The organism is Tepidiphilus succinatimandens, from assembly GCF_006503695.1.
GTDB classification, from domain to species: Bacteria; Pseudomonadota; Gammaproteobacteria; order Burkholderiales; family Rhodocyclaceae; genus Tepidiphilus; species Tepidiphilus succinatimandens.
Genome location: NZ_SBIK01000018.1, coordinates 1 through 26,167, shown reverse-complemented (window position 1 = coordinate 26,167; position 26,167 = coordinate 1). Strand labels below are relative to the sequence as shown.

Annotated in this window: 26 protein-coding genes; 12 read left to right on the top strand and 14 right to left on the bottom strand. The window is 66.4% G+C overall.

Going from position 1 to position 26,167, the window contains the following annotated elements:
- Window positions 1-6: 6 nt before the first annotated feature.
- Complete coding sequence (gene icd, locus EPD82_RS10530; protein ID WP_141056614.1) at window positions 7-1,251, bottom strand: NADP-dependent isocitrate dehydrogenase; 1,245 nt, start codon at window positions 1,249-1,251, stop codon at window positions 7-9.
- Between the two features lie 202 nt (window positions 1,252-1,453).
- Between icd and aceK the strand changes: the two genes are divergently transcribed.
- Both aceK and EPD82_RS10520 read left to right on the top strand, forming a co-directional pair.
- Entirely contained in the window at window positions 1,454-3,250 is a 1,797-nt protein-coding gene (gene aceK / locus EPD82_RS10525; protein ID WP_141056613.1) for a bifunctional isocitrate dehydrogenase kinase/phosphatase, read from the top strand.
- Window positions 3,251-3,288: 38 nt separating this feature from the next.
- Complete coding sequence (locus EPD82_RS10520) at window positions 3,289-3,960, top strand: YiaD family glycine zipper/OmpA-like lipoprotein (RefSeq protein WP_028873784.1); 672 nt, start codon at window positions 3,289-3,291, stop codon at window positions 3,958-3,960.
- A gap of 12 nt (window positions 3,961-3,972) precedes the next feature.
- On the opposite strand, the gene EPD82_RS10515 is transcribed toward EPD82_RS10520, so the two are convergent.
- Window positions 3,973-4,647, bottom strand: a complete 675-nt coding sequence (locus tag EPD82_RS10515) for a M48 family metallopeptidase (RefSeq protein WP_170210826.1) — start codon at window positions 4,645-4,647, stop codon at window positions 3,973-3,975.
- A 53-nt stretch (window positions 4,648-4,700) separates the two neighbouring features.
- Between EPD82_RS10515 and nadC the strand changes: the two genes are divergently transcribed.
- Both nadC and EPD82_RS10505 read left to right on the top strand, forming a co-directional pair.
- Window positions 4,701-5,549 carry a carboxylating nicotinate-nucleotide diphosphorylase gene (nadC, locus tag EPD82_RS10510; protein ID WP_055424074.1) on the top strand — a complete coding sequence of 283 codons (849 nt, stop codon included), beginning with the start codon at window positions 4,701-4,703 and terminating at the stop codon, window positions 5,547-5,549.
- A gap of 204 nt (window positions 5,550-5,753) precedes the next feature.
- Window positions 5,754-6,995, top strand: a complete 1,242-nt coding sequence (locus tag EPD82_RS10505) for an ATP-binding protein (RefSeq protein ID WP_055424073.1) — start codon at window positions 5,754-5,756, stop codon at window positions 6,993-6,995.
- A 69-nt stretch (window positions 6,996-7,064) separates the two neighbouring features.
- Here the strand turns inward: EPD82_RS10505 and thrC are convergent, their stop codons facing one another.
- The 9 genes from thrC to mltG are packed head-to-tail and all read right to left on the bottom strand — an operon-like array spanning window position 7,065 to window position 16,768.
- Window positions 7,065-8,495, bottom strand: coding sequence for a threonine synthase (gene thrC / locus EPD82_RS10500; protein ID WP_141056611.1), 1,431 nt, complete (start codon window positions 8,493-8,495; stop codon window positions 7,065-7,067).
- 30 nt (window positions 8,496-8,525) lie between these two features.
- Window positions 8,526-11,027 carry an ABC transporter permease gene (locus tag EPD82_RS10495; RefSeq protein ID WP_141056610.1) on the bottom strand — a complete coding sequence of 834 codons (2,502 nt, stop codon included), beginning with the start codon at window positions 11,025-11,027 and terminating at the stop codon, window positions 8,526-8,528.
- A complete protein-coding gene (locus tag EPD82_RS10490; RefSeq protein WP_141056628.1) occupies window positions 11,024-12,202 on the bottom strand; it encodes a M20 aminoacylase family protein in 1,179 nt (392 codons plus the stop codon). The genes EPD82_RS10495 and EPD82_RS10490 overlap by 4 nt, the downstream gene beginning before the upstream one ends.
- A gap of 24 nt (window positions 12,203-12,226) precedes the next feature.
- Window positions 12,227-12,943: an ankyrin repeat domain-containing protein gene (locus tag EPD82_RS10485; RefSeq protein ID WP_055424070.1), complete on the bottom strand. Its 717-nt coding sequence runs from the start codon at window positions 12,941-12,943 to the stop codon at window positions 12,227-12,229.
- Window positions 12,940-13,725, bottom strand: coding sequence for a TatD family hydrolase (locus EPD82_RS10480; RefSeq protein ID WP_055424069.1), 786 nt, complete (start codon window positions 13,723-13,725; stop codon window positions 12,940-12,942). The genes EPD82_RS10485 and EPD82_RS10480 overlap by 4 nt, the downstream gene beginning before the upstream one ends.
- A gap of 13 nt (window positions 13,726-13,738) precedes the next feature.
- Window positions 13,739-14,107, bottom strand: a complete 369-nt coding sequence (locus EPD82_RS10475) for a PilZ domain-containing protein (protein WP_055424068.1) — start codon at window positions 14,105-14,107, stop codon at window positions 13,739-13,741.
- A gap of 2 nt (window positions 14,108-14,109) precedes the next feature.
- Window positions 14,110-15,120 (bottom strand): DNA polymerase III subunit delta', encoded by a 1,011-nt coding sequence (locus EPD82_RS10470; protein ID WP_141056609.1) that lies wholly within the window; start codon window positions 15,118-15,120, stop codon window positions 14,110-14,112.
- Window positions 15,108-15,743, bottom strand: a complete 636-nt coding sequence (tmk, locus tag EPD82_RS10465; protein WP_055424066.1) for a dTMP kinase — start codon at window positions 15,741-15,743, stop codon at window positions 15,108-15,110. The genes EPD82_RS10470 and tmk overlap by 13 nt, the downstream gene beginning before the upstream one ends.
- Window positions 15,740-16,768 (bottom strand): endolytic transglycosylase MltG, encoded by a 1,029-nt coding sequence (gene mltG, locus EPD82_RS10460; RefSeq protein WP_206202277.1) that lies wholly within the window; start codon window positions 16,766-16,768, stop codon window positions 15,740-15,742. The genes tmk and mltG overlap by 4 nt, the downstream gene beginning before the upstream one ends.
- Window positions 16,769-16,864: 96 nt before the next feature.
- On the opposite strand from mltG, the gene ygfZ reads away from it, so the two are divergent.
- Complete coding sequence (ygfZ, locus tag EPD82_RS10455; RefSeq protein ID WP_141056608.1) at window positions 16,865-17,860, top strand: CAF17-like 4Fe-4S cluster assembly/insertion protein YgfZ; 996 nt, start codon at window positions 16,865-16,867, stop codon at window positions 17,858-17,860.
- A 3-nt stretch (window positions 17,861-17,863) separates the two neighbouring features.
- Window positions 17,864-18,625, top strand: coding sequence for an NRDE family protein (locus tag EPD82_RS10450; RefSeq protein ID WP_141056607.1), 762 nt, complete (start codon window positions 17,864-17,866; stop codon window positions 18,623-18,625).
- 108 nt (window positions 18,626-18,733) lie between these two features.
- Here EPD82_RS10450 and EPD82_RS10445 read toward each other — a convergent pair whose 3' ends face one another.
- Window positions 18,734-19,252: a L,D-transpeptidase gene (locus EPD82_RS10445; protein WP_055424062.1), complete on the bottom strand. Its 519-nt coding sequence runs from the start codon at window positions 19,250-19,252 to the stop codon at window positions 18,734-18,736.
- Window positions 19,243-19,737 carry a tRNA adenosine(34) deaminase TadA gene (tadA, locus tag EPD82_RS10440; RefSeq protein WP_218054552.1) on the bottom strand — a complete coding sequence of 165 codons (495 nt, stop codon included), beginning with the start codon at window positions 19,735-19,737 and terminating at the stop codon, window positions 19,243-19,245. Before tadA ends, EPD82_RS10445 begins: the two co-directional genes overlap by 10 nt.
- Before the next feature lie 86 nt (window positions 19,738-19,823).
- Here tadA and EPD82_RS10435 point away from each other — a divergent pair, with 86 nt between their 5' ends.
- The 4 genes from EPD82_RS10435 (at window position 19,824) to EPD82_RS10420 (ending at window position 25,077) form a co-directional block, all read left to right on the top strand.
- Window positions 19,824-21,260, top strand: a complete 1,437-nt coding sequence (locus EPD82_RS10435) for a putative nucleotidyltransferase substrate binding domain-containing protein (protein WP_055424061.1) — start codon at window positions 19,824-19,826, stop codon at window positions 21,258-21,260.
- Window positions 21,261-21,469: 209 nt separating this feature from the next.
- Complete coding sequence (locus EPD82_RS10430; protein WP_055424060.1) at window positions 21,470-24,355, top strand: adenosylcobalamin-dependent ribonucleoside-diphosphate reductase; 2,886 nt, start codon at window positions 21,470-21,472, stop codon at window positions 24,353-24,355.
- 130 nt (window positions 24,356-24,485) lie between these two features.
- Window positions 24,486-24,767 carry a BrnT family toxin gene (locus EPD82_RS10425; protein WP_055424059.1) on the top strand — a complete coding sequence of 94 codons (282 nt, stop codon included), beginning with the start codon at window positions 24,486-24,488 and terminating at the stop codon, window positions 24,765-24,767.
- Window positions 24,757-25,077, top strand: coding sequence for a helix-turn-helix domain-containing protein (locus tag EPD82_RS10420; protein WP_198289067.1), 321 nt, complete (start codon window positions 24,757-24,759; stop codon window positions 25,075-25,077). The genes EPD82_RS10425 and EPD82_RS10420 overlap by 11 nt, the downstream gene beginning before the upstream one ends.
- Here the strand turns inward: EPD82_RS10420 and EPD82_RS10415 are convergent.
- Window positions 25,028-25,285, bottom strand: coding sequence for a hypothetical protein (locus EPD82_RS10415; protein ID WP_141056606.1), 258 nt, complete (start codon window positions 25,283-25,285; stop codon window positions 25,028-25,030). The two genes, EPD82_RS10420 and EPD82_RS10415, sit on opposite strands and share 50 nt — an antisense overlap.
- 33 nt (window positions 25,286-25,318) lie before the next feature.
- On the opposite strand from EPD82_RS10415, the gene EPD82_RS10410 reads away from it, so the two are divergent.
- Window positions 25,319-25,516 (top strand): hypothetical protein, encoded by a 198-nt coding sequence (locus EPD82_RS10410; RefSeq protein WP_055424057.1) that lies wholly within the window; start codon window positions 25,319-25,321, stop codon window positions 25,514-25,516.
- A 4-nt stretch (window positions 25,517-25,520) separates the two neighbouring features.
- On the top strand, window positions 25,521-25,823 hold the full coding sequence (locus EPD82_RS10405; RefSeq protein WP_055424056.1) for a hypothetical protein: 303 nt from the start codon (window positions 25,521-25,523) through the stop codon (window positions 25,821-25,823).
- Window positions 25,824-26,167 lie beyond the last annotated feature (344 nt).

Here is a 26,167-nt window from a genome sequence, read left to right as displayed (position 1 = left end):
GGCGAATCACATGCGCTCGATCATCGCCTTGCCGAAGCCGGAGCAGCTCACTTCGGTCGCCCCTTCCATCAGGCGAGCAAAGTCGTAAGTGACGATCTTGTCCTGGATGGTGCGCTCCATCGCCTTGATGACCAGATCGGCCGCCTCTTTCCAGTCGAAGAAACGCAGCATCATCTCGGCCGAGAGGATGAGCGAGCCGGGGTTCACCTTGTCGAGCCCGGCGTACTTCGGCGCCGTGCCGTGCGTGGCCTCGAACACGGCGTATTTGTCGCCGACGTTCGCCCCCGGGGCGATGCCGATGCCGCCCACCTGGGCTGCCAGTGCGTCCGAGATGTAGTCGCCGTTGAGGTTGAGCGTGGCGATCACGTCGTACTCGGCCGGGCGCAGCAGGATCTGCTGCAGGAAAGCGTCGGCGATCGCGTCCTTGACCACGATCTCGCGCCCCGTCTTCGGATTGGTGAACTTGCACCACGGGCCGCCGTCAATGGGCTGGGCGCCGAACTGCTCCTGCGCCACGCGGTAGCCCACGTCGCGGAAGAGCCCTTCGGTGAACTTCATGATGTTGCCCTTGTGCACCAGCGTCACCGACTTGCGGTCGTTGTCGATGGCGTACTGGATCGCCGCGCGCACCAGGCGCGTGGTGCCCTCGATCGACACGGGCTTGATGCCGATTCCCGAGGTTTCGGGGAAACGGATCTTCTTCACGCCCATTTCCTTTTGCAGGAAGTCGATCACCTTGCGCGCGCCTTCGGACTGCGCCGGCCATTCGATACCGGCGTAGATGTCTTCCGTGTTCTCACGGAAGATCACCATGTCGACGAGCTCGGGGCGCTTCACCGGCGAGGGCACGCCATTGAAGTAGCGCACGGGGCGGATGCACTGGTAGAGGTCCATCTCCTGGCGCAGCGCCACGTTGAGCGAGCGGATGCCGCCGCCCACCGGCGTGGTCATCGGCCCCTTGATGGAGACGGCGAATTCCTTGAGCGCCGCGAGCGTCTCTTCGGGCAGCCACTGGTCGGGACCGTAGACGCGGGTGGCTTTCTCGCCGGCGTAGACTTCCATCCAGTGGATCTTGCGCTTGCCGCCGTAGGCCTTGGCCACCGCCGCGTCGATCACCTCGATCATCACCGGCGTGATGTCGACGCCGATGCCGTCGCCTTCGATGTAGGGCACGATGGGATTGTCGGGGATCGGCTGACCCAATACGATTTTCTGGCCGCCCGCAGGTACCTTGATCTTGGAATAGCTCACGGTTCTTCTCCCTGATGTCATCATTTCGGGGTCGTGCACCGGCCGCCGCCCTGCCGCAACCGCCGCCCCGAGCCGTTTGGCGCCTTCGCGCGCCGCCATTTCGTATTATCCAATAAAGTCCCACGATCCGAAAGCGCGCGACGCAACGGCGCCGTTGTATCATTTTCCCCATGAGCACGAGGAGCCACGGAGCGGAAACACGATGACCCCATCCCTGCCGTCGGAGCGCATCGCCGAGGCGATGGCCCGCGTGATGATCGAAGGGTTCGATCGCCACTACCGCATCTTCCGCGAAACGTCCAGCCGCGCCAAAGAGCTGTTCGAGGCCGGCGACTGGCCCAAGCTGCTCGAGGCGGTGCGCGAGCGGGTGGAATTCTACGACCAGCGCGTCGAGGAGACGGTCGAACGCCTGCGCCGCGAATTCGACGTCGCTCACCTCGACGACGCGACCTGGCAGCAGGTGAAGCTCTACTACATCGGTCATCTGCTCGAACACAAACAGCCGGAACTCGCCGAGACCTTCTTCAACTCGGTGACGACCAAGATCCTGCACCGCAGCTACTTCAACAACCAGTACATCTTCGCCCGTCCGGCGATCTCCACCGAGTACATCGAGTCCTTCCCTCCGGTCTATACCAGCTACTATCCCAAGGAAGAGGGGCTGCGGCGCACCATCCGGCGCATCCTCGAAGACTTCGACTGGCAGCGACCGTTCGAGGATCTGGATCGCGACGTGCTCTACATCCTGCGCACCGTCAAGCGCCACCTGGGCGGGCGCTGGCCGGCGCCGGAAGTCAATGCCCAGATCCAGGTACTCTATTCCGCCTTCTATCGCAACAAGACCGCCTACGTGATTGGCAAGGCGATCAACGGCCACCAGGAGTATCCCTTCGCGGTGGCGGTGCGCCACGGCGACTCGGGCATGCTGGTGGTCGATGCCCTCCTGCTCGAAGCCTGGCGCATCTCGGTGCTCTTTTCGCTGTCGCGGGCCTACTTTCTCGTCGACATGGAAGTGCCCTCTGGCTACGTCAATTTCCTGCGCTCTATCCTGCCCAACAAGCCGCGCTCCGAGCTCTATACCATGCTGGGGCTGGGCAAGCAGGGCAAGACCATGTTCTTCCGGGATCTCATCGCCCATTTGCGCCACTCCAACGACCATTTCATCATCGCCCCCGGCATCAAGGGCATGGTGATGCTCGTCTTCACCCTGCCTTCCTTTCCTTACGTCTTCAAGATCATCAAGGACGTCTTCGGCAGCAGCAAGAACATCGACCGCGAAACGGTGCGGCAGAAATACCTCATGGTCAAGCGCGTCGACCGGGTCGGGCGCATGGCCGACACCCTGGAATTCTCCCAGGTGGCCCTGCCGCTGGCGCGTTTCTCGCCGGAGCTGCTCGAAGAGCTGCGTGCGGTGGCCGCTTCTTCCTTCGAAATCGAGGGAGACCAGATCGTCATCAAGCACCTCTACATCGAACGGCGCATGACCCCGCTCAACCTCTATCTGGAAAACGCCGACGACGAAACGCTCGAACACGCAGTGCGCGAATACGGCAACGCCATCCGCGAGATGGCCATCGCCAACATCTTCCCCGGCGACATGCTGTGGAAGAACTTCGGGGTGACGCGCTACGGCCGGGTGGTGTTCTATGACTACGACGAGATCGAGTACATGACCGACGTCAATTTCCGCGCCATCCCGCCAGCGCCCTACCCCGAGATGGAGTTCTCGGGCGAAGCCTGGTACAGCGCCGGGCCGCTCGACGTCTTTCCCGAAGAGTTCGCCACTTTCCTGCTGGGCGATCCGCGCATCCGCAAAGCCTTCCTCAAATACCATCGCGACCTGCTCACGCCCCAATTCTGGCAGGAGGTGCAGCGTCGCATCCGCGCCGGCATGGTCGAGGACTTCTTCCCTTACGGTGAAGAATTGCGCTTCTGCCGTCTCTACCCGCCGAAACGGCGAAAGCCTTCGTTACCCCAAACCGGCGGCGAGATGCCATAATGGAAAACGATGAAACGATCCCCATGGAACGGACTGCCATGAAGAAGACGAGATTTCCCCTCCTCATTCTCGGCGCCACGGCACTGCTCGCCGCCTGCGCCGAAAACCCCTACCGCGGCGAGAATGCGAAGACTGCCACCGGTGCCACCATCGGTGCGGTGGCGGGCGGCGTGCTCGGCCGGGTCGTGGCCAGCGACAACGCCAAAACCGGGGGAACGCTGATCGGCGCCGCGGTGGGCGCCACCGTGGGCGGACTCATCGGCCGCCAGATGGACCAGCAGGAAGCCGAACTGCGCCGCCAGATGGCGAGCAGCGGCGTGGAGGTCCACCGCCAGGGCGACACCATCCGCCTGCAGGCGCCCGAGGCCATCACCTTCCAAACGGGCAGCGCCACCCTGCAGCCGCAGTTCATGAGCGTACTCGACCAGCTCGCCCAGAGCCTGCAGCAGTATCCCAACACCATCGTGCGCATCGAGGGGCACACCGACTCCACCGGTTCGGCGGCCTTCAACCAGACGCTGTCGGAGAACCGCGCTCAGGCGGTGGCGAGCTACCTCATCCAGCGCGGCGTGCCGGCCAACCGCATCCAGACCGTGGGCTTCGGCGCCACCCGTCCCATCGCCGACAACCGCACTCCCGAGGGCCGGGCGAAGAACCGCCGGGTGGAGATTTTGCTCGTGCCCATCGTGGATCAGCAGGGCCAAGGCTGACCGGCCGAAGATTCAGCCCAGTGGCCGTCTGAGCGCACTGCGCCGCTGTTGCCAATCCGGCAGGTAGCGCGCCACCATGGCCCAGAACGCCGGGCCGTGGTGTGCATGGAACAGATGGGCGAGCTCATGGACGACCACGTATTCGATGAGATCGGGCGAGCGCTCGGCCAGATAGAGGTTGAACGTCAAACGTCCCGTGGCCCGGGTACAACTGCCCCAGATGGATTTGCAGGGACGGATGCGCCAACGAACGGAAGGTGCGTGCATTCGCTCCTGCCAGTGGGGTAGCATTTCCGCGAGGCATCGCGCGAGGCGCTCTCCCTGCCAGGCGCGCAGGAGCCTCCACCCTTCGTCCAGGCTCCGGACACCGCGCACGAGAAATCCTTCCCCTTCGCCGAAAAGGACCACTGCCTCCCCTGTGTCCGGAGATATTTTCAAGGGATAGGGAACCCCGAAGAGCCAGACCCGATCCGGAGGTTCACGGCGCAAGCGCGATCGCTGTTTTTGCACCCAGGCCGATTTTCCTCGTATCCAGGCCGATACCGCGTCCCCATCGGCATGCAGGGGAATGGACACGCGCAGACGCCCGTCGGGTGGCATGACACGAAGATGCCAGTGGCGGATGGGCTTACGCCGCACTTCCACGACTTCCCCGTCGACCTCCAAGAATCCGGTTTCGGCTTTCATGGCCAGCGATGCTACCATAGCCCTCACTCATGCCACCCTGCGAGGATGCCATCATGCTCTTCACCGAAGCCCTGCGCATCGAGATCCAACGCAACGTCGCCCAGGCGCTCGCCGAAGACGTCGGCACGGGCGATCTCACCGCCCGCCTGATCGACGCCGATGTCCGCACACGCGCCCGCGTCATCAGCCGCGAAGCGGCGATCCTGTGCGGCCAACCCTGGTTCGAGGCGACGCTGCGCGTGCTCGACCCTGCGGCGAGTTTCACCTGGCACGCCGCCGAGGGGGCGGAAGTCGCACCCGGGCAGACGCTGTGTGAAGTGGAGGCGAACGCCCGGGCGCTGCTCACCGCCGAACGCACGGCGCTCAACTTCCTGCAGCTGCTCTCCGGCACGGCCAGCACCACGCGCACCTACGTGCGTGCGGTCGAAGGGACGCGCGCCCGCATCGTCGACACGCGCAAGACGGTGCCGGGGCTGCGCCTGGCGCAGAAATACGCCGTGCACGTGGGCGGCGGCACCAACCACCGGCTGGGACTCTACGACGGAATCCTCATCAAGGAGAACCACATCATCGCCGCTGGCGGCATCCGCCAGGCGCTCGCGCGGGCGCAGGCGCTAGGGGCGGCGCACGCCTTCATCCAGGTGGAGGTGGAGACGCTCGACGAACTCGCCGAAGCGCTGGAAGCCGGGGCGCAGATGATCCTGCTCGACAACATGACGCTCGAGCAGATGAAGGAAGCCGTGTGGATCAACGCCGGCCGCGCCGAGCTCGAAGTCTCCGGCGGCGTCGAGCTCGAGCGGGTGCGGGCGATCGCCGAGACGGGGGTCGACCGCATCTCGGTGGGCAAGCTCACCAAGGACGTGCGTGCCGTCGACCTCTCGCTGCGCCTGCTCGAAACCTGAGCGCGGGATTCCGAGCGATTCTTTTGACACCCTCGTGCCCACAAGGAAGGGAAAACCACGACGACCCCGCAATCTCATCGCCTGGATGGCGACGGGATCGGGGAATCTACGTTCCGTGATCCACGTTCACATGTTCCGATATTTGAGATGATATATTCCGTAATTTACGGTACTTGATTCCGAGATTTACGATACCATCGTCGCATGAACAGGGTGCCCCTTTTTCCGCGCTGGATCGAACCGCGCATCGCTGAAGCCCTGCTGGACACGCCAGTCGTGCTGTTGGCCGGTCCTCGTCAGGCCGGTAAAACGACGCTGGTGCGGCAAATCGCAGCGCAACAGGGCTTGCGCTACCTGACCATGGATGATGAGCTGACCTTGCTGTCGGCACGGGAAGATCCGGTTGGGATGATCCGCAGCCTGGATCGCGCCGTGATCGATGAAATCCAGCGCGCACCGCAGTTGCTGCTTGCCATCAAGAAGAGCGTGGACGAGGACCGGCGTCCTGGTCGGTTTCTGCTGACCGGCTCGGCCAACTTGATGGCGTTGCCCACGGTTGCCGACTCGCTCGCTGGCCGGATGGAAACCCTGTCGTTGCTGCCTTTGTCGCAGAGCGAAATCGAGCTGCGCTCGGCGAACTGGATCGACAGCGCCTTCGCCGGCCGGACACTCCAGGTAGATCGGCCTGCATTGGGCAATGATCTGATCGAGCGTGTGCTGCGTGGTGGCTACCCTGAAGCCATTTCGCGCGCCTCGGCCAGGCGGCGTGTGGCGTGGGCGCGTCAGTACATCGACGCGATCATCCAGCGCGATGTCCGTGACGTGGCAAGCATCGAGAAGCTAGACCAGCTGCCGCGATTCCTGCGAGCCTTGGCACAGACGGCAGGTCAGATGTGCAATTACACTCAACTCGGCGGCCAGGTTGGGCTGGACGGCAAGACCGCCTCGCGTTACGTCGGCGTATTCGAGCAGATGTACCTGCTCGAGCGCATCGAGGTTTGGGCACGCAACCGCCTGAACCGCGTGGTAAAGACGCCCAAGCTGCAGTTCGTCGATTCCGGCTTGCTGGCGGCATTGCTCGATCTGACCGCCGAGGAAGTGCATCGGGATCGGACACGGTTTGGCTGTGTGCTGGAGACCTTCGTTTTTGGAGAACTGCTCAAGCACACGACCACGGCAGAAGGCGACTATCGCCTGATGTACTACCGGGATGCTGACAAGTTCGAGGTCGATGTCGTGATCGAGAACGCTGCCGGACAGCTGGTGGGGATCGAGGTCAAAGCAGCCGCCACTGTTAGGGAAAACGATCTTCGTGGGCTGAAGAAGCTGGCGAGCCTCGCGGGCAGCCAATTCAAGATGGGTGTATTGCTGTACGACGGCAGCGAGACGATGCCTCTCGGGGACGGGATCTGGGCGGCGCCGTTATCTTCACTTTGGGGTACGTAGAAGCAAAGGCGCGACGTCCCTGTATCGGGCAGGACCGTCGCGCCGTCGCCGCTATTTTTTCACAGACGCTCAGGCATGCGCCGCGACGTAGTCCTTCACCTGCTGCACGTCGGCGGGCAGGCGTGTGACGCGCTGCGGCCGTTGCTCCAGATCGGCGAGTTCGGCCGGGCGCGGCGGTTCGAATCCCACCGCCTCGCGCAGCGTCTCGGCGAACTTCGCCGCTTGCGCCGTCTCGAGCACGACCACGGGCGTGTCCTCGATGCCAGCGCAGCGTGCCACCGTCACCGCGTCGGCCGTATGCGGATCGATGAGCACGCCGTGGCGCGTCCAGACGTCGCGGATGGTTGCGAGCCGGTCGGCATGCGTGCTGCGACCGGAGACGAAGCCGAATTCGGGCAAGCGCGCCCAATACGGCGTCCCCTTGAGGTCGAAATATCCCTGTGTCTCCAGCGCCTGCCACAGCCGGCGCAGCGCCTCGGCGTCGCGCCCCACCAGGTCGAAGACGAAGCGCTCGAAGTTCGAGGCCTTGGAGATGTCCATCGACGGGCTGGAGGTGGCGAAGGTCTCGCTCGATGCGCGCGGGCGGTAGACGCCGGTGCGGAAGAATTCGTCGAGCACGTCGTTCTCGTTGGTCGCCAGAATCAGACGCCCGATGGGCAGCCCCATCTGGCGGGCGATGTGCCCGGCGAGGATATTGCCGAAGTTGCCGCTGGGTACGGCGAAGGCCACCGGCTCGCCCACGCGCTCGGCCGACTGGAAATAACCGGCGAAGTAATAGACCACCTGCGCAGCGATGCGCGCCCAGTTGATCGAATTGACCGCGCCGATGCGATGGCGGCGCTTGAACTCGGCATCCTGGCTCACCGCCTTGACGATGTCCTGGGCATCGTCGAAGGTCCCCTCGACGGCGAGGTTGTGGATGTTCGGTTCCTGCAGCGAATACATCTGTGCGCGCTGGAACGGGCTCATGCGCCCGGCCGGCGAGAGCATGAAGACCTGCACGCGCTCGCGCCCGCGCATGGCGTATTCGGCGGCCGAGCCGGTATCGCCCGAGGTGGCACCGAGGATGTTCAAGCGCTCATCGCGGCGCTCGAGCACGTACTCGAAGAGCTCGCCCAGCAGCTGTAGGGCCATGTCCTTGAAGGCGAGCGTGGGGCCGTTGGAGAGCTCGAGCAGCCCGAAACGGCCCTCTTCCAGCCAGGTGAGCGGCGTGATGCGCGCGGCGCGCGCCGGATGGCGGGCGAAGGGGTAGCGCGTGGCGGTATAGGTGCGCACCACGAGCCGGGCGAGATCGTCCTCGGCAATATCGTCGAGGTAGCGGCGTAGCAGCTCCCAGGCGAGTTCCCCATAGGGCAGGCGCGACAGGCGCTCGAGCTCTTCGAGCGGAATATGGGGATAATGCGCCGGCACGTAGAGCCCGCCGTCGGCGGCGAGCCCCTCCAGCAAGATGTCGGAAAACTTCAGTACGGGCGCCTGCCCGCGCGTCGACAAGTACTCCACGGCCACCTCGAGATCGAACGATAGTCGCGATTATACGACGCTCGAGCGCAGCGCTTCGAGCGGCGGACGGCGCAGCAGCGGCGTCACCGTAAGCATGCCGGCAACGGCCACCAGCAGCACGGCGAACCCGGCGGCCGCGGCGAGCAGCCCCCAGCTGAGCACCACTTCCAGGCGGAAGACCGACGCCGCGAGCCACAGGCCGAGTCCCGCGCTCAGCACGACCGAAACCAGCGCCCCCACGGCGCCCAGCGTGGCGAACTCGAGCGCGAGCGTGGCGAGGATCTGCCGGCGACGCGCCCCCAGCGCCCGCAGGACGGCCACGCGCTGGCGCCGCTCCTCCTGCCCCAGCATCCAGCCCACCGCCAGCACCAATGCCCCCGCCCCCAGGGTGAAGGCGAACACCGCCTGCAGCAACGCCGCCACCCGATCGCTCATGCGTTCGAACTGCTCGCGGATGCGACCGACGTCGATCACGGTCACGTTGGGAAAGCGCTCGACGAGCGTCCGCTCGAAGGATTCCCGTCCCGGCGGCAGGCGATAGCTCGTGATCCAGGTAGCGGCAAAAGATTCGAGCAGTGCCGGCTGCGTGACGACGAAGAAATTGACGTTCATCGATTCCCATCGCAGCCGACGGATGCTGGTCACCACCCCCTCGACTTCCTGCAGATCGATGACGAAGCGCAGACGGCTGCCCAGCCGTAGGCCGAAGGCTTGCGCCAGCCCCTCTTCGACCGAGATCGCATTCTCCGGCGCACCCGCCTCGCCGTGCCAGCGCCCCGCCACCACGCGGTTGTCCTCGGGCAGCGCCGTGCCATAGCTCAGGTTGAACTCGTGGCGCATCAGGCGCTGCGCGCGCGGATCTTCGAAAGAGGTATCGCTCACCGGCGCGCCGTCGATCGCCACCAGGCGGGCACCGCGCACCATGGGCCAGAAGCGCGGTTCGGCTAGCACTGCCTCGGCAAAGGACGTGCGCAGCGCCTCCATCTGGTCGGCCTGCACGTTGATGAGAAAGCGGTTGGGGGCATCCGGCGGGATTCTGAAGCGCCAGGCTTCCAGCAGATCGCCACGCACGATGGCCAGCAGCCACAGCGCCGCCAGCCCCAGGGCGAGCGCCCCGGCCTGCAGGGCGGAGAGGCCCTTCTGGTTGCCGAGTGCGCGCCAGGCAAGGCGCAGTGGCACCGCCGCGCCCGCGGCAAGCCGCCTGAGGGCGGCAAAACCGCTCGAGCCCGCCACCAGCAGCAGCGCGAAACCCGCCACCAGTCCCCCGAAGACGCCCAAGGCCAGTTGCGTCTCCCCCGCGAGCAGGACTGTGAGCGCAAAGAGCGCCAGCGCCCCGGCGCCGGCGGTGGCGAGCACCCCGCCACGCCAGCCGCCCCAATCGCGCCGCAACACGGCAAGCGGCGTCACCTGCGCGAGCGCCACGAGCTGTGGCACGGCGAAGCCGAAGGCGAGCAGCAGGGCGAGCAGCCCCGCCGGCCAGGCGGCCCACCACCGCAGCGAAGGAAGGCTCGCCGTCTCCACCACCTGCGCCGCAAGCACCGCAAACCCCTGCTGAGCGAAGAGCCCCAGCGCCGCCCCGAGCACCAAGGCGAGCGCAAGCGCCGCGACGAATTCCCCCAGTACGATCGCTGCCACCTGCCGCCGGCTCGCCCCCAGGCAGCGCAGCAAGGCGGCGACGTCGAGCCGGTCGCGCACGAAACGGCGCGTGGCGAGCCCCACGGCCACGGCCGCGAGCGCCACGGCCGCGAGCACGGCAAGGCGCAGAAAGCGCTGCGTCTGTTCGAGCAGCGTTTTCACCGCCGGCTGACCGTCTTGCAGCGAGACGAATTCTTCCCCCTTGCCCAGACGCTCTTGCGCCTCCTCGGCCACGCGACTCAGCGCCTTCGCAGGCCCGACCAGATGAACGCGCCACTGCGCCCGCACCCCCGGCCCGAGGAGGCCACTCGCCGGCAGATCCCCGAGACTGATCCAGGATTCAGGGAGAAAATCGAGAAAGCTTCCCCCGTGCTCGGGATTGACGCGCACGATGGCGGACACGCGCAGGGTGAGGCGCCCCACCCGAACCTCGTCGCCGGGTTCGATACCGAGCAGGCCCGCCAGCGCCTCGTCGACCCAGACATCCCCTGGCGCTGGTCCTTCTTGTACGGATTCTTCCGGCCCGTCGGCATTTCGCCGCAAGAGGAACCGTCCGCGTAGGGGATAGCGCGGCGGAATCGCCCGCAAAGCCGACAGCTGCCAGCGCTCGCCCGCGCGCAGGATCGAGGTCATGGCCACGCTCTGCACGCGCTCGAGCTCGGGATGACGATCCAGCCAGGAAAGCACTTCAGGACGCCAGGGGCGGTTGGCGGTGATCAAGGCATCCCCGCCGAGCCAGGAACCGGCCTCGCTCATCAGGGCCCGTCCCAGGCGGTCGTTGAGCCACAGGACGCTGCCCACGGCGGCGACGGCGAGTGCGAGCGCCGCGACGATGGCCGCGAGCGCCGGCGTGCGCAGATCGCGCCGCAGCAGGCGCAGCGTGATCCGCAGGTTCATGCCGCGAGCACGCGCGTGGCGAGCGTGGCCCAGTAGGCCGCCCCCAGCGGCAGGATCTCGTCGTTGAAGTCGTAGTGCGGACTATGCAGCAGGCAACCCCCCTCGCCGGGGCCGTTGCCGATCCAGACATAGGCGCCGGGGCGGTGCTGCAGGAAGAAGGCGAAATCCTCCGCCCCCATCGACGGCGGCTCGTTGCGGCGCACGTTCGGCGCTCCGACGAGCGCGGCGGCCGCCTCGGCGCAGCGCGCCGCCTCGGCGGCGGTGTTGATCGTGGGCGGATAACCCTCGTCCCACTCGATACGGAAGGAGAGACCAAAAGCCGCCGCCACCCCTCGTCCGATGCGTTCCAGCTCCTCGCGGATACGGGAAAAAAGCTCCGGCGCGAAGGCGCGCACGGTACCGGCGAGCTCTGCCTCCTCGGGGATCACGTTGAAGGCATGTCCGGCGTGGAACTGTGTTACCGACACGACCGCCGCCTGCAGCGGATCCACGCGGCGGCTCACTACCGTCTGCAGCGCCTGCACGAGCGCCGCCCCGGCGGCGACGACATCATCGCCCAGATGCGGCATGGCCGCATGCGTGCCGCGACCGCGCAAGGCGATGCGGAACCGCTCGGTGCCCGCCATCACCGGACCGGAGTGGACCGCGAACTGGCCGACCGGCAGGCCCGGCCAGTTGTGCATGCCGTAGAGCTCGCGCACGGGAAAGCGCTCGAAAAACCCCTCCTCGACCATACGCCGCGCCCCTCCGCCCCCCTCCTCGGCAGGCTGGAAGACGAAGACGACGGTGCCGGCGAACGCCGGATCGGCGGCGAGGAGCTCGGCAGCGGCGAGCAACATGGCCGTATGCCCGTCGTGACCGCAGGCGTGCATCTTGCCCGGCTCGCGCGAGGCGTAGGCGAACGTGTTGGCCTCGGGGATGGGCAGGGCGTCCATGTCGGCGCGCAGCGCGATCATGGGGCCGTCGCCCCCCCGCCCTCGGAGCACTGCGACCACGCTGGTGCCGGCCAGTCCCTCGATCGGCTCGAGCCCGAAAGAGCGCAGGCGATCGGCGACGAAGGCCGCGGTCCGCCGCTCTTCATAGGCGAGCTCGGGATGCGCGTGCAACTCGTGCCGCCAGCTCCGCCAGACCGATTCACGGGCCCGAGCCCGCGCCAACCACGATTCCGTATCCATCATCCCCTCCCCCCCCTCGAGGACTCACTCGATCACGAGCTGCACCTTGGTCGGCGGCAAGCCTTTGGCGCGCCGTGCCTTCTCGATGAGATCCGCGGCCTCGGTCTGCCGTTTTTCCAGCGCCCAGCTCACCGCCGTTCGCCCTTCCTCGTTGAGTTTTTCGGTATCCGCCCCGGCGGCGAGCAGGCGTTTGACCACGTCCACGTGACCGTTGCGCGCCGCCAGCATCAAGGCCGTGCTGCCGTTGGGCGCAGCGGCATTCACGTCGGCCTTGGCGCGCAGCAGCACCTCGACGCACTCGAGGTTGCCCTGTAGCGCCGCATAATGCAGCGGCGTCCAACCGGCGTGATCGACGATGGCTCCGGCATCGATCAGACGCTGCAGCACCTTGGCATGCCCCTTGAGCGCCGCCATCATCGCCGGCGTCTCGCCGACGAGGTTACGCCGGTTGGGAGACGCCCCGGAGCGCAACAGCAGATCCACCATCGCCTCGTCGCCGTTGGCGGCGGCAAGATTCAAGAGCGGATTGCCCTTTTCGTCGGTGGTATTTGGATCTATCCCCTTGGCGAGCAGTTTCTTCATGGTGGCCGTGTCGCCGTTTTGCACGGCGAGCGCCGTATCCTCGACGAGATCGGCAGCGAAGAGCGGGGCGATTCCCCAGCCCAAGGTCACGGCCAAAACCACCGTGTGCAGCCAGCGCTTGCCAAAAAGAGATTTCGTGGATCGACGAGCGTTCCTCATTGCGATGAGCTCCTTGCCCCAGAAAAGAGGCGGAAAAAATTCTCGGTGGTACGCTCGGCGATGCGCTCGAAGGGCACGCCGCGCACTTGGGCGAGGCACTCGGCCACGAAACGCACATAGGCCGGCTCGTTCGTCTTGCCGCGGTGCGGTACTGGCGCGAGATAGGGCGCGTCGGTCTCCACGAGGATGCGATCCTCGGGCACGAAGGCCGCCACCTCGCGCAGCGCCGCGGCGTTCTTGAAGGTGAGGATGCCGGAAAAGGAAAGGTACATGCCCAGGTCGAGCGCCGCCCGTGCCACCTCGAGCGATTCGGTGAAGCAGTGCATCACCCCACCGATTGCCTCGATCCCTTCCTCGCGCAGGATCGCCAGCGTGTCTTCGGCCGCGGCGCGCGTGTGTACGATGACCGGCTTGCCACAGGCACGCGCCGCCCGCAGGTGGGTGCGAAAGCGCTCGCGCTGCCACTCGGGACGATCGGTGAGCCGATAATAATCGAGCCCTGTTTCCCCGATGCCGATCACCTTGGGCTCGGCCGCGAGTTCGACGAGGCGCTCCAGCGTCGGCTCCTCGCCGCCCTCGTGATCGGGATGCACGCCGACGCTCGCCCACAGCCGATCGTCGCTGCGCGCAACCGCCAAGACTTTGGGGAAATCCTCCAGCGTCACGCCAATGCACAGAGCGTAACCCACGCCGTTCGCGGCCATGTCGTCCAGCACTTCCGGCAGGCGCTCGGCAAGCCCGGGAAAATCCAAATGGCAATGCGAATCGACCAGAACGGTCATCGTTTCCTTTCCTTTACAAGGTATGAGTGGTGCGACCGGAACCGAGCAAGGTGCCGAGCTTACGCTCGATGCGCACCCGAAGCTGCTGGGAAGTTTCCGATTCGGCGAAATGCACGCCGATCCCCTGCACCCGATTCCCCGGCACCCCAGCCGGCGTGATCCACACCACGGTGCCGGAGACCGAGAAACGCTCCGGTTCGTCGGGCAGCTGCAGCAGGAGGAAGACTTCGTCCCCCAGATCGTAATGCTTGGTCGTGGGCACGAACACGCCGCCGCGCAGCAGAAAAGGCATGTAGGCAGCGTACAGGGCGCTGACGTTGGCCACGTTCAGCGACAGCACCGTCGGGCGCATTTCGGTTCGCGGCCCTTCATCGAACACCATCGTCATCCTCCCACCGTATCAACGTAATCCGACAGCACGTCTTCGAGAAAGAGCCGCAGGTTGAGCGGATGCCTCACCCACTCGGCCCGGGCCCTTGCCCTACGCTCCAGCGCGAGCCAGGCACGCAAGGAGGCCCGCCCGGCGAGCGCCTCGAGCTGCCCCGCGGCTCGGGAAAAATGGCGCGCGGCAGCCCCCGAGGCGACGCGAGCGAGGTCATGCAGCCAGCGCAGCCACCAATCCATCCACGCCTCCAGCCCGAAGCCGCTCTCCTGCGTCTCCTTGGCCCTGAGCCAACTCTCCAGCCCGGCCGCCCACGCCAGGGGGGCCTTCGGCGCATCTCCACCTGCCTCGGCAAGAAAACGCTCAAGCCACCGCCCCCAGCCGGACCGGGCCCAGCGCAAGGCAGCCAAAGGCGCCCCCCCGGCGAGATCGAGCAGCGGCGCGGCCTGAGCCCCGCCCTCCTGAGTCTCGAGCCAGGCGAGGGCGAGGTCCCGCCGCGGCGGCGCGATCCACCAAACCTGGCAGCGGCTGCGCACCGTCGGCAACAGCGCCGACGGCGAATCGGTTACCAAAAGGAATGATACTCCCGCCGGAGGCTCCTCCAGCACCTTGAGGAGCGCGTTGGCCGTGAAGCGGTTCATCGCGTCGGCCGGCACGATCGTCACCACCCGCCGCCCCGTCTCGGCCAGACTCAAGCCTTCCTGCAAGGCGCGAATCTGTTCGATCGTGATCTGCCGCCCTTCGTTCCCGAGCGCAGTCTCCGGCGCCAGACGCCAGGCCATCGGATGGGCGCCCCTATGCAGCAAGCGGCAGGAACGGCACTGGCCGCACGCCGATTCACCCGCCTCGAGCGGACGCTCGCACAACCAACGGGCGGCGAGCGCTTGGGCGAGCGCCTCTTTGCCCACGCCGCGCGGCCCACCGAGCATGAGCGCCTGGGGTGCACGTTCTGCGGCCATCGCCGCCGCGAAGCGCCGGTACAAGGGTTCGAGCCAGGGCATCAACTCGGCCATCGCCGCTGCACCTCCGCAATCACCTGCTGCGACAGCGCTTCGGGCGGACGGGTCGCATCGAGCACGACGAAGCGCCCCGGCTCGCGCGCCGCCCGTTCGAGATAGGCCGCCCGCACCCGGGCGAAGAAAGCTTGGTCGAGCCGCTCGAAGCGGTCCCGCACCCGGGTGCCGGCCTGCGCGAGCCGCCGCCCCGCCACGGCCGGATCGAGATCGAAGAGGAAGGTGAGATCGGGACGAAACCCTCCCAGCACCCAGCGCTCGATCAGGGCGAAGCGCGCCGCGTCCACGCCGCGCCCGCCCACCTGATAGGCATAGGACGCATCGCTGAAGCGGTCGCACACCACCCAGCGGCCGGCCGTGATCGCCGGCAGGATGCGCGCCTGGACGTGCTCGCAGCGCGCGGCGAACATCACCAGGAGCTCCGTCTCCGGTTGCATCGCTTCCGCGAGCACCACCTCGCGCAGGCGCTCCCCAGCGGGCGTGCCGCCCGGCTCGCGCGTGCGCTCGAACGGCGTGCCGCGCGACTGCAAGAAATGACATAAAGCTTCGAGTTGAGTCGTCTTCCCCGCCCCGTCGATCCCTTCGAAGGTGATGAAGGGCGCGCGTGCCTCGGATCCGGTCATGGGCTTTTTCGTCCTTTCTGCCAGCGCGCCACCGCGCGATTGTGCTCCTCGAGCGTGCGCGAGAATTCGCTCGATCCGTCGCCGCGCGCCACGAAATAAAGGTACTCCGTCTTTTCCGGTCGCACCGCCGCCCAGAGCGAGCCCCGGCCCGGCAGGCAGATCGGCGTAGGCGGAAGACCGCCGCGCGTATAGGTATTCCAGGGATGGTCCTCGCCGAGATGGCGCCGCGTCAGGTTACCGTCGAAGCCCTCTCCCAGGCCATAGATGACGGTCGGATCGGTCTGCAAGGGCATGCCGCGGCGCAGGCGGTTGACGAAGACCGAGGCCACCTTGCCGCGATCTTCCGCCCGCCCCGTTTCCTTCTCCACGAGGGAAGCGAGGATCAGCGCTTCGTAGGGGGAAGAAAGCGGCAGATCCGGATCGCGCGCCTGCCATGCCGTCTCGAGTTCCTCTTTCATCTTGCGATAGGCCAAGCGATAGAGCTCGCGATCCGGCGTCTTGCGGTCGAACACGTAGGTGTCGGGGAAGAAAAGCCCCTCGGCCCGCGCTTCGCTTGCGCCGATCGCCGCGAGCAACGCTCGCTCGTCAGCCCCGGTAAGTGTTTTCTCCACCCAGGGATGGCGCTCCAGCGCGGTGCGCATCTGGGCAAACGTCCACCCCTCGACGAAGGTGACGCTCTCGCGGATGCGCTCGCCACGGCGAAGCAGATCGAGCAGCTGCGGCGCCGTCAGGCCGCGTTCGAGGCGATAATAGCCCGCGACGATGGCACTGCCGGGCTGCAAGCGCGCGAGCAGATACAAGGCATGGGGTTCGACTCCCACCCCCTGGCGGGCCAGGGCGCGCCCTGCCTCGAGCACCGAAGCTCCTCGCGGCACTTCCACCTCCATCGTCGCCGCCGCCATCGGCAAGGGCCGCAGCCACAGCCACCAAACCGAAGCCGCACTCAGGCCGAGGATCGCGGCCAGCGCCAGGACGATCGCCGCCCCCCATCGCCGCCAAGCGCCCTTGCGTTCTTTCCTACCCACGAAGCGCCTCGCAAAGCCCTGCCGTCCGCCGGGTGGACGGCCAAAAGCGCGATTCTATAATGATTGCGTCGACAATTCCGTCCTCCGGTCGTTCCTATGCCCCTGACTCCCGAGCTCGCCGAAACCCTCGCCCAGCACCGCTGCCGCCCCGCCGGCGACGAAGTGCTCGCTCCGCCTTCGCCAGAGAACGCCCTCCGCGTCGTGCCGCTGCCTTCGCTGGCCGTTCTGAAGGCAGAAGGGCCAGACGCCGCCACCCTGCTGCACAATCTCCTGACGAACGACATACGCGCCCTGCCCGTCGGCGAAGCCCGCTGGGCAGCGCTCCTCACGCCCAAAGGGCGCGTATCCGCGCTCATGCTGCTGTGGCGGGAAGCGCAAGACCGTTTCCTGCTCGCCCTGGAAGCGGCGCTCGCCGAGCCGCTGCGCGTCGCGCTCCTGCGCTACCGGCTGCGCAGCAAGGTCGAATTCCTCCTCGAAGAAGGGCTTTTCGCCTTCGCTCGCCTGCAGCCAGACCGGATCGAACCGCCGCTCGTACCCCCCACGCTCGAACGCTTGGACGCCGGCCATGCGCTGCACCTCGCCCCCGGGCTCGGCCTCGAGTTCCTGCCTGCCGAGACCGCTCCCGCACGGTTCGAAGCGCTGCTCGCCGCGGGCCACGTCCCCGGCGGAACCGTCGACTGGCGGCTCGCCCTGGTGCGCCATGGGTTACCTTGGCTCTTACCGGAGAACCGCGAAGCCTTCCTCCTCCAATGGCTCAACCTCGACCTGCTCGGCGCCGTGAGTTTCACCAAAGGCTGTTACCCCGGCCAGGAGATCGTCGCCAGAACGCACTACCTCGGCCGCCTCAAGCGGCGGATGTACCGGCTGGGCGCACGCGAAGGAGAACCGCCGGCGACCGGCGCCGACTGTTTCTCCCCCGCCTTCGGCGAGCAGGCGGCCGGCCGCATCGTGCTCGCGGCGCCGTGCCCCGAAGGCGGGTTCGAAGCGCTCGCCGTCCTGCAGCGCGAAGCGGCCGAGACGGGCGAGGTGCGCTTCGGCTCCCCCGACGGGCCTCGCGCCGCCCCCCTGCCCTTGCCCTACCCTCTGGATTAGCCCATGTGCCTCATCGCCTTCGCCTGGCAGGCACACCCGGACTATCCGCTCATCCTCGCCGCCAACCGCGACGAGTATTTCGCCCGCCCGGCCGAACCCATGCACTGGTGGCCCGACGCGCCGCTGCTCGCCGGGCGCGATCGCACCGGCGGCGGCACGTGGCTCGCCCTCACGCGCAGCGGACGGCTCGCCGCGCTGACCAACTACCGCGACCCGACCCGGCATCGCCCCGGCGCCCCCAGCCGCGGCGCCCTCGTCGTCGCCGCGGCGCTCGCCGACTCCGCCCCGCTCGCCGTGCTCGAGCGCCTGGCCGAGCGCAAGGACGAGTACCCGCCTTTCAATCTCCTCGTGATCGACCGTGACGAGGCGGCGATCCTCGAATCGCGCACCGGCCGCGTCGCGCCCATCCCCCCGGGCCTGCACGTTCTGTCGAACGCGCTCCTCAACACCCCCTGGCCCAAGGCCGAGCGCGCGCGGGAACTGCTCGGCGCCGCCATCTTTCCCCAGCCCTCGCACGAGCGGCTGCTGGCGCTGCTCACCGACCGGGCGCACGCCCCGGACGAGCTGCTGCCCGACACCGGCATCGCCCCCGACTGGGAACGGGCCCTGTCGGCGATCTTCGTACAGACCCCGGGCTACGGCACGCGCTGCAGCACCCTGGTGCTGCGCCGCGCCGATGGCGTCACGGAAGTCGAAGAGATCACCTGGAACGAAGCGGGCGAAGCGGCGGGCAGCGTGCGGTTCAGCGTGACGCCAAGCGATTGACGGGCCGCCCGAATCACCTGCTGCGCGACGGCGGGGTGACGTTACGCGGCGCTGCCTCTTCCGTGCGCCTCGCTACAGCGCCGCTCGCGACATTGCCTTCACAGCCGCTCATTCGGAGGCCGATGCGAGCGACTCTGCCGCCTCCTGCGCCCGCGCCACGATCCGCACTTTCGTCCCCACCGGCACCCGGTCGAAGAGTTCGGCCACATCGGCATTGCGCATGCGGATGCAGCCGTGGGAACCGGGCACGCCCATCGGCACCGTGTCCGGCGCGCCGTGGATGTAAATATAGCGGCGCATGGTGTCGACCTCGCCCAGGCGGTTGAAGCCTGGTTCCTCGCCGCACAGCCACAGGATGCGGGTGAGGATCCAATCCCGCCCCGGGTGCGCCGCCGCCAGTTCCGGCGTCCAGATTTCGCCCGTGGGGCGACGTCCGACGAACACCGCCCCCAGCGGCGCCCCGGCGCCGATCTTGGCACGGATGCGGTGCCACCCCAACGGCGTCTGCAGGCTGCCCCGCCGCTGTCCCGCCCCGCGGGCCGCCGTCGACACCGGATAGCTCGCCACCACCCTTCCTTCCTCGCAGCACCACAACCGCTGCGCATCGAGCGCCACGATCAGCAACATCCCTGCTCCTTTTTCCGCGCAAGGCGCCGCTCGGCGAAAAATGCCCGCAGCAGCGCGCCGCAGGCCTCGGCCGCCACCCCGCCGCGCACCGAGGTGTGATGATTGAGCCGCCGCTCCCGGAACGGATCGAGCACACTGCCTGCCGCCCCCGTCTTCGGATCGGGCGCGCCGAAGACCACACCCGCCAGCCGCGCGTGCAGCATCGCCCCGACGCACATCAGGCAAGGCTCCAGCGTCACGTAGAGCACGCAGCCCGGCAGCCGGTAGTTGTCGAGCCGCAGGGCTGCCTCGCGCAGGGCCACGATCTCGGCGTGCGCCGTCGGATCCCGGCTCGCGATCGGACGGTTGAAGCCCCGCCCGATCACCTCGCCCTCGTGCACCACCACCGCCCCCACCGGCACCTCGCCAAGCGCCCAGGCTTTCTCCGCCTCCGCAAGCGCCAGCGCCATGAAGCGCTCGTCGTCCGACTCTCCTTGCTGCAACACGCCGCGTCTCTCGTACCACACTGAAGCGGCAAGTCTACCCCAGCGCCGCCTCTTCCCGGCTAGAATGACGCCGCGAGGAGGATCTCATGGCCACGGAAGAAAGCGCACTGTTCCAGCCGGTAGGGCGATGGTGCTCGGGCACGGTCCACGCCTGCCCGCCCGAGACCTCCGTCGACGCCGCCGCACGCCGCATGCGGGAATTGAGCATCTCCAGCCTCATCGTGGCCGAGGCGCCCGAACACCCCCTCGGCATCCTCACCGACCGAGACCTGCGCAACCGCGTCGTCGCGGAAAACCGCCTGCCTTCGACCCTCACCGTGGCCCAGATCATGAGCACGCCCCTGGTGACGGTGGGCGCAGCCGAACCCCTGCACCGCGCCCTCTACCTCATGGCGCGCCACCGCATCCACCGGCTCGGTGTCGTCGACGCCGAGGGGCGCCTCGTCGGCATTCTCAGCCAAACCGATCTGCTCCGGTTGCAGCGCCACTCGCCGCACCAGCTCGCGCTCGACATCGAACACGCCGAGGATTTCGCCACCCTCGCCGCCCTGCAGCGCGACCTGCAGCGGCTCGTCGGTGTCCTCGCCCGTGCCGGGACCCCCATTCGCGAGCTCGTCGAAGTGATCGCCTTCCTCGACGACGCGCTCGCCCGCCGCGTCTTCGAACTCACCCTGCCCGATCCGGCCCTCCAAGACAAGCTCGCCTTCCTCGCCCTGGGCAGCCAGGGGCGCGGTGAGCAGACGCTGGCCACCGATCAGGACAACGCCTTCGTCTACGCCGACGACTGCACCCTGGAAGAACTCGCCGCGCTCGATGCATTTGGCGAGACGCTCACCCAACGCCTCATCGACATCGGCATCCCCCCCTGCCCAGGCGGCATCATGACGCGCAACCCCGACTGGCGCCGCTCGGTACATGAATGGCGCATCCTCCTCTGGGAATGGCTGCAAAAGCCTACTTCCGCCCACCTCATGAACGCCAGCATGCTGGCCGACCTCAAACCCCTCGCGGGCAACGCCGCGCTCGCCGAGCCGCTGCGCGAAGCCTATTACGAACACGCGCAGAGCGACCCTCTGGTACTCGCCCGCATGGCGCAGAACACCCTGCGCTTTGCCGTCCCTCTGGGCTGGTTCGGCCGCATCCAGCCCAACACCGGCGAAGAGGACCTGCTCGATCTCAAGAAAGCCGGCATCTTCGCCATCACCGACGGCGTGCGCATCCTCTCCATCCAACACCGGGCACTAGAGGGGAATACGTTCAAGCGCATCGAACGGCTCGCCGCGCTCGGCGTGCTGCCGCAAGCCGAAGCGGCCGAGCTCGCCGCCGCCTTCGCCTTCCTCACCCGGCTGCGGCTCGACGCCCAGCTCGAACGCCTCGCCGCCGGAGAGCCCGCGCGCAATGCCCTCCCCTTACGCCGCCTCGGCCGCCTGCAGCGCGCCGAACTGCGCAGCGCGCTCGAGACGGTGCGGCGTTTCCAGAAATTTCTCAAACTGCATTTTCGCCTCGATCTGCTGCGCAGTTGATTTTTCGACGCTTCGTCGTGCCGCACCCCCTGTCGCGGCGCCGGTTTTCGCCAAAATCCGATACTTTTGTCATACTAAATGTCGTATGTACAACGCCTTGAAACAACTACATTTTTTATAAGTTATTGATTTTAAAATACTTTAATTTTTTGCGTTTACCCGATTTCTGGGCTATAGTTCGCTTCAGCGCAACGCCCAGGAGCATCGAGATGAGCCAGAAAAACACCACCCAGACTCCCGCCAAACCCACCGTCGACAACCTCCCGCCGCAGGAGATCTCCACCGAGGTCCTATTGGAAAAATATGCCAAAGGCGACGAACGCACCGTCGCCGACGTGCGCCGGCGCGTCGCCCGGGCGCTCGCCGCGGTCGAGAAGGAAGAAGAACGCCCCGCCTGGGAGAAGAAATTCCTCTGGGCGCAGGAGCACGGCTTCATCCCCGCCGGGCGCATCAACAGCGCCGCCGGCACCCAGCTGCAGGCCACGCTGATCAACTGTTTCGTCCAACCAGTGGGCGACTCCGTCACCGAATCGGTCGACGGCTACCCCGGCATCTACACGGCGCTCGCCCAATCGGCCGAAACCATGCGCCGCGGCGGCGGCGTCGGCTACGACTTCTCCCGCATCCGCCCGCACGGCGCGCTCGTGCGCGGCACCCAGTCGAACGCCTCCGGGCCCGTCTCCTACATGCGCGTCTTCGATCGCTCCTGTGAAACGGTGGAATCGGCCGGCGCGCGGCGCGGCGCACAAATGGGCGTGCTGCGCTGCGACCACCCCGACATCGAAACCTTCATCCACGCCAAGGACCAGGGCGATCTGTCGAACTTCAACATCTCCGTGGCGGTCACCGACGCCTTCATGCGTGCGGTCGAAGCCGACGAGATGGTCGAACTCGTGCACAAAGCCGAGCCCGGCCCCGAGATCAAGGCGGCCGGCGCCTACCAGCGCGAAGACAAACTCTGGGTCTATCGCAAGGTGCGCGCGCGCGAGCTCTGGGACCAGATCATGCGCTCGACCTACGACCACGCCGAACCAGGCGTGCTCTTCATCGACCGCATCAACCAGGACAACAACCTCTATTACTGCGAAACGATCGAAGCCACCAACCCTTGTGCTGAGCAACCCCTTCCCCCCTACGGTTGCTGCGATCTCGGTTCGATCAACCTGACGCGCTTCGTGCGTGACCCCTTCACCGACGAAGCACGCTTCGATTTCGAGGCCTTCGGCAAAGTGATCGACGTGGCCGTGCGCATGCTCGACAACGTGCTCGACGTCACCCACTGGCCCCTGCCCGAGCAGCAGCGCGAGGCCATGAGCAAGCGGCGCATCGGCCTTGGCTTCACCGGCCTGGGCGACGCGCTCATCATGCTCGGCAAGCGCTACGACGCCGAAGAAGCGCGCCTCACCGCCTCCGAGATCTCGCGCTACATGCGCGACCGGGCCTACGCCGCCTCGGTGGAACTCGCCAAGGAACGCGGCCCCTTCCCCCTCTTCAACCCCGACCTCTACCTCACCGGCGGCAACTTCGCCTCGCGCCTGCCCGCCGAACTCAAGGCGCTCATTCGCAAGCACGGCCTGCGCAACTCGCACCTGCTATCCATCGCGCCTACCGGCACCATCTCGCTCGCCTTCGCCGACAACGCGAGCAACGGCATCGAGCCGCCCTTCTCCTACACCTACACCCGGCGCAAGCGCATGGCCGACGGCACTTTCAAGGAATACAGCGTCGAAGACCACGCCTGGCGCCTCTACAAGCACCTGGGCGGCGACGTGGAACACCTGCCGCCGGCCTTCGTCACCGCGCTCGAGATCTCGGCCAAGGCCCACGCCGCCATGGTCGCGGCGGTCGCCCCCTACATCGACACCTCCATCTCCAAGACCGTCAACGTCGCCGAAGACTACCCCTACGAAGACTTCCAAGACCTCTACACCTTCGCCTGGAAATCCGGCCTCAAGGGGCTGGCCACCTACCGGCCCAACAATGTCGTCGGCGCCATCCTCACGGTCGAGCCTCCCAAGGAAAAAACGGCCGAGACGAGCGAACTCGAATTCACCGACGCCAACCGGCGCCTGTCCATCCAGAAACTACCCGCGCCGGTCCTCTCCAGCCTGCGCTGGCCCGGGCGGCCGAAACTGCCCGACGGCAACCCCGCCTGGACCTACATGCTCGAAACGCCGGAAGGCGAATTCGCGCTCTTCGTCGGCCACATCGACCAGAACGGGCACGGCGCCTTCCCCTTCGAAGTCTGGGTCAATGGCGCCGACCAGCCCCGCGGCCTCGGCGCGGTTGCCAAGACGCTCTCCATGGACATGCGCGCCAACGACCGCGGCTGGCTGCAGCTCAAACTCGAAGAGCTCGCCAAAGTCGTGGGCGAGAAATCCTTCGACATGCCCTTCCCGCCGCATGGCGAACCCAAGCGCTTCCCCAGCGTCGTCTCCGCCTTCGGTCAGGTGGTACGCTACCGCTGCGAACGGCTCGGCGCCTTCGAGCACCTCGGCGACACCCCCGTGCTCGACAGCCTCTTCAGCCGCCACGAGCCCAAGACCGGCACGGAAGGCACGCTCTCCTGGACGGTGGACATCCAGAACCCGACCACGGGCGACGACTTCATCCTGGGCCTGAAAGAGATCACCCTGCCCTCGCCCGACGGCGCCGGCCCCATGACCCGACCCTACGCCATGTGGCTTGCCGGTCACTATCCGCGCTCGCTCGACGGCCTCACCCGGATCCTGTCGCTCGACATGCGCGTCATCGACCCGGCCTGGATCGGCATGAAACTGCGCAAGCTCCTCAACTACCCCGAGCCCCTGGGCGACTTCATGGCCTTCGTGCCCGGCGACCGGCGCCAGCAGAACTTCCCCAGCACCGTGGCCTACCTCGCCCGCCTCATCATCCACCGCTACGCCATGCTCGGCATCCTGGATGAACGGGGATTCCCCATCCGCGAAATGGGCCTGCTGGAAGCACCGCGTGACGAGCGCGATCCCAAGCTCATGCAAGGCGCGCGCTGCAGCGAATGCGGCAACTACGCCGTGATCCGCAAAGACGGCTGCGACTTCTGCACCGCCTGCGGCGCGGTCGGCACCTGCGGCTGACCTCTGCCCCGTCGCGGAAAACGAAACGCCCGGCCAGGAGCCGGGCGTTTTTCGCTTTTCATCTGCAACGCCACACCAATCCGAAGCGGGTTCCCTTGTGGCTTGTAGTCCGTTGAACTACAATTCAGCCATGGACTTCGAATGGGATGAGGCAAAAAGCGAAACGTGCTTCGTCGAGCGCGGGTTTGATTTCGCCTATGCGGCCAGAGCCTTCTTCGATCCGAATCGCCTGATCCAGGCTGACACCCGATACAGCTATGGAGAAGAGCGTTACCAATTGATGGGCAAGATCGAAGGTCGGCTCTTCGTCGTGGTCTATACGCCAAGGAATGGCGCGATTCGCATCATCTCGGCCCGAAAGGCCAACCAACGGGAGGTCAAGCACTATGAAAATCGTACGCATGAAGATTGACCCCGCAATTCCAGAATCGCTGGATGCAGGGCGAATCGATCCTGAGCGGGTGGATAGCACGACGGAGACCGACATTGCCCGACAGGCCGCTGCCGATGAAGCCGAAGCAGTGCAAGACGTCGCCCGTTTCGTGCGCCGCATCCGCCTGCGTTTGGGGCTAAGCCAAGCGGAATTTGCCGAGCGGATCAATGTTCCGCTGGACACCATCCGCAACTGGGAACAAGGAAAGCGCTGCCCGACGGGTGCCGCCAAAGCATTGCTCAAAGTGCTGGATAAGGCACCGGAAGCCGCACTCGCTGCCCTGCACTGATGGGGCCACGCATCACAAGGAAATCTCGATCATCCCCGTTTTCCGGTAAACTCGGAACCTGACACTTTTCCAGCTGCGCTTTCACATCGCGCTCTGCCCGTTCGCTGAGCACCACGGCCGCGCGCCATTCGGCGCGGGTGAGCGCGACATAGAGCCGCCGGCGCACGGATTCATCGAACTGCGCCCAGTCGGTTTCGGTGAGCAGCACCGCCCGGCAGCGCCGTGCTGCATTGAGAAGGCGATGGATAAGGACATCAACCCTGAAGACGCGCAATTTCTGGCCGAGGTAGCGGCCGAGTCCATCGGCTGGCTGCCGCTGGCGGATGGCGCCTATCTGCACCTGCACCTGTGCAAGCAGGACGAGGAAGAAGTCATCATCACCGTGATCGGTGTGCCGGATACAGGGATGGTGGGGATGAGTGTTCTGTGGGTGGGGTGATGAGATGAGCGAAACCCTTCTGATTGCAGCAGCTGGTTACGTGGTCACCCTGCTGGTAGCCGTTGGCGGCTGGGTGTTCGGGTATCGGATGCAGAGTGAAGCCCGCCGCCTGTCCCGACTCGAAAAGAAAGTCAACCAGCTCGAATCGGAGGCGCGCGCTCGGATCGCACTTGAGAAAGCGGCCTGCGAGTGGTTGGCCGAATTGACCAAACGTAGCCCCGAGGCCGTGAAGCGAGATCTGCGGAGTCGCGGACAGGAGAGATCCGGACTGCGTCCGAAGATGTCAGACAGCGATCTGCCCTCTTGACATCAATACGGTCTCTGCCCTCGCGAGATGAACCGGTCGTAGCTATCCTCCACCGGCTCATCCTCCCACCCACTGCCAGCGAAGCCCCTCGGCGGCGCCGGAGCCTGACCTTGGCAACCGAGGAAGGCTGTATTACAAATGCTGAGCAACTTCAGGTTGTGTAATCAATTGCTGCTGCCGGAACGCGGGGTCTAGCACGAACTGAAAAACCGCTGCAAGAGTAATTGTCAGGTCCCGGACGATTGCATTGATCCGCGACGTCGTGCATTATTCATAGGTCGCGAGACGATGCGTGAGCTGATCGAGGAACTACGGAGGCAAAAGTCATGATGGTTCGACTGCAC